The sequence below is a fragment of the Tamlana sp. s12 genome, assembly GCF_016767215.1.
Lineage (GTDB): Bacteria > Bacteroidota > Bacteroidia > Flavobacteriales > Flavobacteriaceae > Pseudotamlana > Pseudotamlana agarivorans.
Genome location: NZ_CP068547.1, coordinates 1,272,155 through 1,283,411, shown reverse-complemented (window position 1 = coordinate 1,283,411; position 11,257 = coordinate 1,272,155). Strand labels below are relative to the sequence as shown.

General features: G+C 36.1%; 8 protein-coding genes. 4 read left to right on the top strand and 4 right to left on the bottom strand.

The genetic code is table 11. The annotated features are described in order from the left end of the window. Nucleotides 1-35: 35 nt before the first annotated feature. Nucleotides 36-1,691 (bottom strand): alkaline phosphatase PafA, encoded by a 1,656-nt coding sequence (gene pafA / locus JJL45_RS05460; protein ID WP_068602704.1) that lies wholly within the window; start codon nucleotides 1,689-1,691, stop codon nucleotides 36-38. 109 nt (nucleotides 1,692-1,800) lie between these two features. On the opposite strand from pafA, the gene JJL45_RS05455 reads away from it, so the two are divergent. Together JJL45_RS05455 and JJL45_RS05450 are read left to right on the top strand one after the other, a co-directional pair. Then, complete coding sequence (locus tag JJL45_RS05455; protein WP_068602705.1) at nucleotides 1,801-2,538, top strand: MlaE family ABC transporter permease; 738 nt, start codon at nucleotides 1,801-1,803, stop codon at nucleotides 2,536-2,538. Continuing rightward, nucleotides 2,538-3,308 carry an ABC transporter ATP-binding protein gene (locus JJL45_RS05450; protein ID WP_068602706.1) on the top strand — a complete coding sequence of 257 codons (771 nt, stop codon included), beginning with the start codon at nucleotides 2,538-2,540 and terminating at the stop codon, nucleotides 3,306-3,308. Before JJL45_RS05455 ends, JJL45_RS05450 begins: the two co-directional genes overlap by 1 nt. A gap of 245 nt (nucleotides 3,309-3,553) precedes the next feature. On the opposite strand, the gene JJL45_RS05445 is transcribed toward JJL45_RS05450, so the two are convergent. From JJL45_RS05445 to JJL45_RS05435, 3 genes are read right to left on the bottom strand one after another with little or no spacing between them, the layout of a single operon-like run. After that, nucleotides 3,554-5,056: a DUF389 domain-containing protein gene (locus JJL45_RS05445; RefSeq protein ID WP_068602707.1), complete on the bottom strand. Its 1,503-nt coding sequence runs from the start codon at nucleotides 5,054-5,056 to the stop codon at nucleotides 3,554-3,556. A gap of 6 nt (nucleotides 5,057-5,062) precedes the next feature. After that, the gene (locus JJL45_RS05440) at nucleotides 5,063-6,142 is read right to left on the bottom strand and encodes a mannose-1-phosphate guanylyltransferase (protein WP_068602708.1); all 1,080 of its coding nucleotides are present in this window, start codon (nucleotides 6,140-6,142) and stop codon (nucleotides 5,063-5,065) included. Nucleotides 6,143-6,171: 29 nt separating this feature from the next. After that, nucleotides 6,172-6,768: a SprT-like domain-containing protein gene (locus JJL45_RS05435; protein WP_068602709.1), complete on the bottom strand. Its 597-nt coding sequence runs from the start codon at nucleotides 6,766-6,768 to the stop codon at nucleotides 6,172-6,174. 264 nt (nucleotides 6,769-7,032) lie between these two features. Here JJL45_RS05435 and JJL45_RS05430 point away from each other — a divergent pair, with 264 nt between their 5' ends. Further along, nucleotides 7,033-10,011: a DNA polymerase III subunit alpha gene (locus JJL45_RS05430; RefSeq protein ID WP_068602710.1), complete on the top strand. Its 2,979-nt coding sequence runs from the start codon at nucleotides 7,033-7,035 to the stop codon at nucleotides 10,009-10,011. Next, a complete protein-coding gene (dinB, locus tag JJL45_RS05425; RefSeq protein WP_068602711.1) occupies nucleotides 10,005-11,222 on the top strand; it encodes a DNA polymerase IV in 1,218 nt (405 codons plus the stop codon). Before JJL45_RS05430 ends, dinB begins: the two co-directional genes overlap by 7 nt. The last annotated feature ends 35 nt before the right edge of the window (nucleotides 11,223-11,257 follow it).

Here is an 11,257-nt window from a genome sequence, read left to right as displayed (position 1 = left end):
ACAGTTTCAATCCAACCAAGTAAAGAAAAATTTTATTATTTTAAAACGTATCCTAAAGGTTTTCCGATAGAAGCATTTGGGAAACTAATACCTAACAGACTAGAAATGGTAGGTGCAATATCAGTGATATTTGTTCTTTCGGTAGTTGCTCCATGGTTAATCCCTTTTCCGAAAAACAATAACGGTACATGCGTGTCGTAATTTAAACCACTACCATGTGTAGATCCTGTTTTTCCGTATGAAATATAAGCCGGATCATTCACTAAAACCACATCTCCAGAACGCTTCTGGTTAAAGCCTTTTTGAATTAAGGCCTCAATGCCTTCAGTAAAATCTCTAGAAACAATGGCTTCTCTAGTATAGGCTTTTGAAATGTGCGGGTACGTCATTTGTTCTTCAACAATCGCATTTTGCACATCTATGGCATTTAATCCTAGAATCTCTAGTTTATCTTTATTCAAAAAGATTTGCTCATTACTAATATTTTCAACCACAGAAGCAGTTCCATATTTTGCTAATAAAAAGTCGTCAAACTGTTTTTTGCGAGCCTTATTATCCAAATATCCCGACGGAATATTATGAGCATGCAAATATGCCGGCACATCAACAGCACCGTGATCGGCAGTTAAAAATACAACATACTCCCCTTTTCCAACTTCTTTATCCAAAACCTTGAAAAAGCGTTCTAAATCTTGATCTAAACGAATATAAGTATCTTCAATCTCTTTAGAATTTACCCCAAAATTATGGCCAATATAATCAGTACAAGAATAACTCACCGTTAAAACATCTGTAACTTCATCAGTACCTAAAGCTTCGCCTTCAATGGCAGCAATAGCAAAATCGGTGGTTAAACTATTTCCAAACGGTATTATTTTAAGGATACTAAAGTTTCCGTTTTCATCTTTTAATTTCTTCAAATTATAAGGAAAAGTGGCGGTTTCTTTACCTTTAAATCCACCTTCGTATTCATTTAAATCAGGACCACTCGCGGTATAGGTATCTATATCATAATAGGTATCCCACTTTTTTAAATATGATGCAGCTTGCTTACTTGTATTAAATTTAGCCACCCATTTTGGAAGTGCTTCCATATAAAAAGAACTGGTAATCCATGCCCCTTCATCGTCTCCATGAAACCAGTAAGCCGCATCAGCTGTATGACCTGCTGGCAAAATAGCGCCACGATCTTTTACAGAAATTCCAATGGTTTTACCTCGCATTTGCGTGAACAGTTTATTTTCATCAGCAAAAGTGGTAGTTAACATGCGGCTAGGTGACATTTTTCCTGCCTTATCACTTGTTCCAACAGGTAACACACTATCGTCATCGGCACAATACACTTGTTTTTTTGTGTCTTTGTCATACCAATAATTTGAAATAATTCCATGATACTTAGGTGTACTCCCTGTAAAAATAGACGCATGGCCTGGTGCCGTTTTGGTAGGCACGTAATTGAAGTGATTGTTTTTGCAGTTAAACCCTTCATCCATCATGCGTTTAAAACCACCTGTGCCATAGCGCGAATAGAATCTTGTTAGGTAATCATAGCGCATTTGATCTACAACGATTCCAACAACAAGTTTTGGAGCGGCTAAATCATTTTTAGAAGATGAACTCGCCTGACTATGACTTTTAAAAGAAGAGCTAAATAAGGCTAAAGTGAAAAGTAAGACGTATATTTTTTTCATTATAAATTTTTAAGTAAGCCTCAAAAATACACAATTCAAAATATCATAATTTAAAATTAACGTTAAATACCACTAAGTTTTTTTTACTTTAGCAGCTACAAAACTACATATGAAATACCTTCATAATATTGGAACTTATTTTTTGATGATTGCTGAAATGTTTCGCAAACCTACAAAGTGGAGCGTTATGAAAAAGCTGATATTAAAAGATATTGACGACTTAGTTATAGGGTCGTTAGGAATCGTGGCTTTCATATCCTTTTTTGTTGGCGGTGTGGTTACCATACAAACGGCATTAAACATTGACAATCCTTTAATCCCGAAATACTTGGTTGGTTTTGCCACCAGACAATCCATATTACTAGAATTTGCCCCTACTTTCGTATCGATTGTTATGGCAGGTAAAGTAGGTTCATTTATCACCTCTAGTATTGGAACTATGCGAGTTACCGAGCAGATTGACGCCCTGGAAGTTATGGGGATTAACTCGATAAACTATTTGGTTTTCCCTAAGTTTATTTCCTTAATGTTATATCCGTTTTTAATTTGTATTGGAATGTTTTTGGGTATAGTTGGGGGATTAGTAGCCTGTATGTATGGCGGATTTAGTGCGCCTGAAGATTATATCACTGGTGTACAATTAGATTTCGATCCGTTTCACATTACCTATGCCTTTATAAAAACTTGTGTTTTCGCGTTTCTATTAGCAACAATTCCTTCTTACCATGGTTATTACATGAAAGGCGGTGCTTTAGAAGTAGGAAAAGCGAGTACAACGTCTTTTGTTTGGACTAGTGTTTTCATCATCCTTTTAAACTATTTACTAACCCAAATGTTATTAAGCTAATGATTGAAGTTAAAGAATTACGCAAATCGTTTGGAGACGCAGAGATTTTAAAAGGTATCACTACCAACTTTGAAAAAGGAAAAACCAGTCTTATTATTGGGCAAAGTGGAGCAGGAAAAACCGTTTTCCTAAAATGTTTATTAGGTATTTTTGATTACGAAGGCGGCTCTATCGCTTATGACGGTAAAATTCTAACCAAATTAAGTGAGGATGAAAAAAGAAACATTCGTGCCGAAATAGGTATGGTTTTTCAAGGAAGTGCATTATTTGACTCCATGACCATTGAAGAAAACGTGATGTTCCCTTTACGTATGTTTACCAAACAAAGCAAAAGCGAAATGAGAGATCGTGTTGACTTTGTTTTAAACCGTGTTAACCTGGAAAATGCGCATAACAAAATGCCAAGTGAGGCTTCTGGAGGGATGCAAAAGCGTGTAGCTATTGCTCGTGCCATAGTAAACAAACCAAAATATCTGTTTTGTGATGAACCTAATTCTGGTCTGGATCCTAAAACAGCTATTGTAATTGATAATTTAATTCAAGAGATCACCGAAGAATACCAAATTACAACCGTTATTAATTCACACGACATGAACTCGGTGATGGAAATTGGTGAAAAAATCGTTTTTCTAAAAGACGGTTTAAAAGCTTGGGAAGGCTCTAACGACACTATTTTTAGAACCGATAACGAAGTGGTTACCGATTTTGTTTACTCTTCCAACCTCTTTAAAAAGGTACGTAAGATGTACTTGGAGGATCATGATGAGTAAAGTTGAAGTATAACTATACACAAAACACTTCTCTTAAAATAAAGCGGCAATTCGTGCTTTATCAACTTAAAATCAAAAAAGCTTTTTGAAATTTTAATATTAGCCTCTAAGCCATAATAATATAACACGCTTTAACCTTGTTATTTTATTATTTCTTAGAGACTCTGTATCCTCGAACCTCATTCTCATGGCATTCTTTTCGAACAAGTATTACCTTTCAAATAAGTTTGAAACAACGATGATGCTTAATTAATTCTTCGTACCACTAAGGTATCTAAATCCAGTTTAAGCTTTAGCCACTTTTCAAGTTTGTCCTTATCCTTTTGGCGTAGTTCATCTTTATACTCCTTTTTCCACTTTACAGAGAAAACTGGTGTGGTATCTTTTTTAGTGAAATTGGTATTAATCACATTACCATAAGAAAACTGTTCTATGTTTTCGTAGTTGATTTTCAATTCTTCTGTTAAACCATCAAATGCCATATAACTGCTTTCAAGTTCTGAAAACCCTCTTAACTTTTCTTCTAAATAACTGATTTTTTCGGTTTGAGATAATAGATCTAAGGAATCTCGTGTTCTAAGCTCTTCCATGTACTTAAAATTATCTAAGTTTTTAGAGCGATTCTGATTGATATTCAATTGTGTTGAAGACAATGCACGATAATCTTTTAGCCTATTACGTAGCAAGGTAATGGTAGTTTCTGAAATTTCATCTAAGCCAAAAGTATTCAGTTCTATCACCGAGTTTTCATCATCAACATACGTATAAGACGCATTGTTTTTTATGTATTCACCATGAGGTAAATCGGTGAGTTCTTCACGAATAAAAGCACTAGCATCACGCTTAAAATTACTCTCATTCAACACGTTTAAAAAGGTCCACACCGCCGGAATCATAACCACAATAGCTAACAACATAGCCGCTCTAGATATGAATTGACGACGCTTAGAATTGGCGTATTTAAGCATCGGAAACCTTAGCAGTTTCAATACTAAAAATGTAGCTAAGGCAATAAAAATCGTGTTAATTGTAAATAAATACATGGCACCGCCGAAGTACACAAAATTTCCTTTAGCCAAACCGTAGCCTGCTGTACAAAGAGGCGGCATTAAGGCCGTTGCAATAGCCACACCAAAAATAACAGAAGCAATGGTTCCCTTTTTGGTACGTGCAATAATTAAAGCTAAACCACCAAAAAAGGCAATTAAAACGTCTCGTATATCTGGTCGTACACGTCCCAAAAGCTCTGAAGTATCTTCACTTAAAGGGAATAACCAGAAAAATAGAAAAGCCGTTAGTAAACTTAAAACAATCATGGTTGCTAAGTTTATCAACGATTTTTTAAGCGTATCAATATCGTTTATGGCAATAGACAAGCCTATACCTAAAATAGGCCCCATAAGCGGAGAAATTAACATGGCTCCAATAACCACAGCGGTTGAGTTGGCGTTTAACCCAATGGAAGCCACAAAAATAGAACAGACCAAAATCCAAGCCGTTGCCCCTTTAAAAGGAATATCGGCAACAATAGCCTTGGTAGTCGCCTCTCGATCGGTATCATCACGAAAATCTAACAACTCTCGTAAAAACACTTTAATACTTTCTAAAAGCCCCTGGGCATCCTTTTTAACGGCATCTTTCGACTGCTCAACACTTTTGGCCTTTTCAGCCTCTGCAGCTTCAGCAACCCTGTTTGCCTTGGCTTCAGCTTCCTCTTCAGAAAAACTAAATTTATTTTCTTCGCTCATATGTTATTAACCATATTGTTCTCCAAATTCATCTTTCACATTTTGGAGCACTTTTTTAATATCTTGTTCTTTAGACTTAGGAAAGATAAGCAAAACTTCTTCTTTATCTACAATAATATAATCCTGTAAACCGTCTACAACCACAATTTTATCTTTTTTGGTGCGAATCATATTTCCAGAAGCATCTTCAGGTAAAACTCTAGCGTTTACAACAGCATTACCGTTTTTAGTTTTATCAAGTTTATCATATAAACTACCCCAGGTCCCTAAATCGTTCCAGTCGAATTCTGCTGCAATCACATACACATTTTTAGACTTCTCCATAATGGCATAATCTACCGATATGTTTTTGGCCTTCGGATAGTTTTCTTTTATGAAATCTGTTTCAGCATCGGTGTTATAAGCACTGATTCCAGATTCAAAAAGCTCGAACAATTCTGGTTGATTTTTCTGAAACGTATTCAATACCGTTTTCACACTCCACATGAATATTCCTGCATTCCAAAGAAAATTACCTTGAGATATAAAGGCTTTAGCCGTTTCATAATCTGGTTTTTCTCTAAATTGATTTACGGGTTTTATCGCTTCCGCGGAAGCCTTATCGTATTCAATATAACCATAACCTGTGTTTGGAAATGTAGGTTGAATCCCCAAAGTCATAAGCGCATCGTTTTCGGAACAAAATTCAAAGGCCTGTTCTACATTTTTAGAGAAGGTATCTTCATCTTCAATCCAATGATCACTTGGTGCCACAATCATTACGGCATCTGGATTTTCTTTCTGAATTTTTAATGAAGCATATAAAATACAAGGCGCTGTATTTCGCATGGCTGGCTCCAAAACAACCTGGCGTTGCGTCACCTCTGGTAGCTGCTCTAAAACCAAGTCGTTATAACGCTCATTGGTTAAAATAAATATATTCTCTTGAGGTATCAGTTTTGCTAAACGGTGGAAGGTCTTCTGAATAAGCGTATCGCCAGTACCTAGCATGTCGTGAAATTGCTTAGGAAACTCCTCGGTGCTCACAGGCCAAAATCGTGATCCGACACCACCTGCCATTAATATCGCGTAATAATTCTTCTTCATCTTATTATTTTTTTAATATTTAAATATTTTCAATTTAAAAGTTCTACTTCGGCATTCGGACTAAACAAATATACTTTACCTGATTTAACTTCCACACATTCAAAACGCTTAACACGTTTTTTTATCATTTTGAAAATTTTACCATTATAAATTTTAAAATGATGACCCATAGGCACCTCAAAAATATAGGTTTTATCATTAGGTTCATCAAATTGTTTTAGTGCTAATGATAAATGCGTATCGGTATCACTACTCGCCTTTGGATTTTTAAAATGTCTCGCCAATAAAGGGAGTAAGTCCATAGGAAAAACTTCTGGATTTAAAAATGGCAACATTAAACGCTGAAAAGTATATTTCCATTCTTTACCATGTGGTTTAATAAACTTCCCATAAGTATTAAAAGCCTCTAAATGGGCGATTTCATGAACCAAAGTAATTAAAAATCGGTAGCAATTCAAATTGGAGTTTACCGTAATTTGATGCTTGCCGTTAGGTAAACGTTTATAATCACCATGACGGGTTTTACGTTCGTTTTTAATTTTTACCGTTAAATGCTCATGTTCTAAAAGCTGTAAAATTTGAGGTACTGCTTTTTTGGGAATGTAATTTTGAAGTGTGTCCTGCATTAAAGCAAAAGTAATGGATTTATGTTTAATTGTTAAATCGGGTAATTGTTATTTATTGAATTGTTTGGTCGTGTAAATGATATGAATCAGTAGAGGTTTAAAGTTTCAAAGCTGCAAAGTTTCAAAGTATGAGGTAAAGAAGAAGCAGCTTAAAGCATACAGCCTACTGCATCTAGCCTAATACAATTCATCAATCTCAAAATTTAACATTTTTTACTACAAATACAAGCAACAACAGCTATTAATTGTAGCTAATTTTGCCTTATGTATCTTAATTGTCATTCATATTACAGCTTACGCTACGGCACTATAAAGCCAGAACAGCTGCTTGCTATAGCGGCTAAAAACGGATATAAAACCTTAGCACTTACCGATATTAATAGCACTTCGGCCTGCTTAGATTTTGCACGATTATCAGAACAATATGATGTAAAACCCGTACTTGGTATCGATTTTAGAAATGGAGCCCAACAGCAATTTATTTTATTAGCTAAAAACAATAAAGGGTTTCAAAATATTAATCGGTATTTGTCGCAGTTTTTGCATGATAACCGTTTAGAAATTCCAGAGAAAGCACCTGTTTTAGACGGTGTTTTTACGGTTTATCCTTATCGCAATCAGCGGGTATTTCATCTGGAGGACCACGAATTTTTAGGCATAAAACCAGAAGATTTAAATGCGCTTAAATTTTCACAGTGGAAACATTTAAGAGATAAATTGGTGGTATTACAAACCGTTTCTTTTGAAAGTAAAAAGGATTTCAATACCCATCGTCTATTACGTGCCATAGCTAATAATACGTTGTTAAGTAAGTTACCTAAAAGTGAAGAAGGCAAGGCAAACCATTGCATGTTACCGTACAAAACATTATATAAAACCTATAGTGAATTCCCTGAGCTTTTAGAAAATACAGCAGCGCTTTTAAAATCTTGTCACATTAATTTCGACTTCTCGAAAGAAACACCTAATAATCAGAAATCCTATACAGAAAGTGAAAGCTCCGATTATCAATTGCTCAAAAAACTAACCTATGAAGGTATTCCGTATCGTTATGACAATCCCGATGAAGCGGTATACAATCGCATCAAAAAAGAATTAGAAGTTATTAAAAAAAAGGCTTTTGTGTCCTACTTTTTAATCAACTGGAAAATTTTAGACTACGCACGGAATAAAGGTTATTTTTATGTGGGGCGTGGCAGTGGCGCCAATAGTATTGTGGCCTATTTATTAAGAATTACCGATGTCGATCCTATAGAATTGGATTTGTATTTCGAACGGTTTATCAACTTATATCGTAAAAATCCGCCAGATTTTGATATCGATTTTTCATGGAAAGACCGCGATGATATCACGCGATTTATATTTGAAAATTTCAAAAACACCGCCTTATTAGCCGTGTACAATACCTTTAAATTTAAAGCATCGGTACGCGAATTGGGTAAAGTATTTGGATTGCCAAAAGCGGAAATTGACAGACTTACAAAACGCCGATACCAAGAGAAAGATTTAGACAAATTATCTAAACTGGTACTGGTTTACAGTAAATATATTCAAGGTTTTCCCAATTATTTGGGTATTCATGCCAGTGGTATTATCATTTCAGAGAAGCCCATTCACTATTATACCGCCACGTTTTTACCTCCTAAAGATTACGCTACAACACAGTTTGATATGATTACTGCCGAGGATATAGGCTTATATAAATTCGATATTTTGAGTCAGCGTGGCCTAGGAAAAATTAAAGAAGCCGTAGAAATTATAGCTTACAATCATCCCGAAAAGCCACCTGTAGACATACACGATATAAAAAAATTTAAGCAAGACGAAAAAATTAAAGATTTGCTTAGAAACGCGAAGGCTATTGGCTGTTTTTATGTGGAATCGCCTGCCATGCGTATGCTCCTTAAAAAATTACAAGTCGACAATTATTTGAGTTTGGTAGCAGCGAGTTCCATTATTCGCCCCGGAGTGGCGCGTTCTGGTATGATGCGCGAGTTTATTTTACGTCACCGTTACCCCGAGCGTCGTAAAACAGCACATCCTGTATTGCTTCATATTATGCCCGAAACCTATGGGGTTATGGTGTACCAAGAAGATGTGATAAAAGTAGCGCATTATTACGGCGGATTGTCTTTGGCCGAAGCCGATATTTTACGCCGAGGCATGTCGGGAAAATTACGTTCTAAAAAAGCGTTTTTAAGTGTTAAACAGCAATTTTTCCATAACTGTATGCAAAAAGGAGAACCCGAAGTAGTTATACATCAAATATGGAACCAGATAGAAAGTTTTGCGGGTTATGCTTTTGCTAAAGGGCATTCGGCGTCTTATGCTGTAGAAAGTTATCAAAGCCTATTTTTAAAAGCCTACTACCCTTTAGAGTATATGGTGGCAACCATTAATAATTTTGGCGGATTTTACCAAACCGAGTTTTATGTACATGAGGCCAGAATGCACGGTGCTACTATTGAAGCGCCCTGTGTAAATACGAGCTTTAATGAAGCTTATATTCAGGGTAAAACCATTTATTTAGGTTTCATGTTTTTGCATGCTTTAGAGCAAAATACCATTAAAATGTTGCTCGCTGAACGTACAAAACATGGTGTTTTTAAAAGTTTGGATGATTTTATAGAGCGCCTGCCTATTTCCATCGAGCAAATTTCTATTCTCATAAAAATTAATGCCTTTCGTTTTACAGGTGTTAATAAACGAGAATTACTCTGGGAAGCGCATTTAAAAATTAAAAAAACACCTACAGAAAACACCACAATAGCACTGTTTACCACCGAAAAAGTTCAATATACAATACCCAAACTATCAAGTTCATTATTAGAAAATGCTTTTGAAGAATTAGAGCTTTTAGGTTTTCCTCTTTGTCATCCTTTTGAATTGTTAGAAACACCTTCAAACCCCGTATGGCTGGCTTCAGATTTGATGAATTTCACAGGTAAAATCGTTACGGTTGAAGGTTATTTAGTGACCACAAAATACAGTGTAACAAAAAATAAGAAAGTCATGTATTTCGGTACCTTTTTAGATCGGAAGGGTCATTTTTTAGATACCGTACACTTTCCACCTATAGCCAGTAAATTTCCTTTTAGAGGCAAAGGTGTTTATACCATTACAGGAAAGGTTTTAAATGAATTTGACTGCATCAATATAGAAGTGATTTCTATGGTTAAGTGTGGAATCATTCAGGACCCTAGATACGCCGAAACCAAAAACACCATTGCAGCATCATGTTAAAAGAAAGAGCTATAGTTCACATGGATTTAGACACTTTTTTTGTGTCTTGCGAGCGTTTGTTAGACAGCCGTTTAATTGGGCGACCAGTGCTTATTGGCGGTACTTCCGACAGGGGTGTCGTAGCCTCTTGTAGTTACGAGGCTAGAAAATTTGGCGTGCATTCGGCCATGCCCATGCGTATGGCAAAAATGCTGTGTCCTGAGGCTGTTGTACTGCGTGGAAACGCGGGGATTTACAGTAATTTTTCCAAAGATGTTACCGAGGTGATTAAAGAAAGTGTACCGCTTTACGAAAAGGCCTCTATCGATGAATTTTATATCGATCTTACCGGAATGGATAAGTTTTTTGGTTGTCATAAACTGGCTTCCGAATTACGACAACGTATTATAAAGGAAACAGGATTACCCATTTCATTTGGTTTATCGGTTAACAAAACGGTCTCTAAAATTGCTACAGGTGAAGCCAAGCCTAATAACGAAATTAGGATTTTAACAGGTCAAGAAAAACCTTTTTTAGCACCGCTTTCGGTAAAAAAAATTCCTATGGTAGGCGAGGTCACTTATAAAATCTTATGCGATTTAGGCGTGAAACAGATTAAAACCATACAAGGTATGCCTATGGATCTCATACAGCGTGTGTTGGGTAAAAACGGACTCACGATTTGGAAGAAAGCGAATGGAATCGATTCGAACCCTGTGGTGCAGTATCACGAACGCAAGTCCATTTCAACCGAGCGCACTTTCAATAAAGATACGATTGATGTGGTGAAGTTAAGAGGTATTCTTGTAGCAATGACCGAAAATTTGACCTATCAATTACGACGCGGTAATAAGTTAACCGCCTGTGTCACGTTTAAAATTCGTTACTCCGATTTTCAAACTTATACCCAACAACAACGTATTCCTTACAGCGCTATGGATCATAACATTATTCCGGTGATTTTAAATTTGTTTGATAAACTTTACAACCGCCGCATGCTGGTGCGTCTTATTGGTGTAAAGTTTAGCCATTTGGTTGCTGGAGGACATCAAATTAATTTGTTTGAAGACAATGAAAAACAATTAAACCTCTCGGATGCTATAGACAGAATGCGCGAACGCTATGGTGACCGTGCTGTTATAAGTGCTGCAGGAATGGGTGCCAAAAGTATTAACCGTTGGAATCCTTTTTCGGGCGAACCGCCTCCTTTATTGCCTAATAGACGGCAGTGACAGGTTTCAAGTTTTAGGTTTTAGGTTTTAGGTTT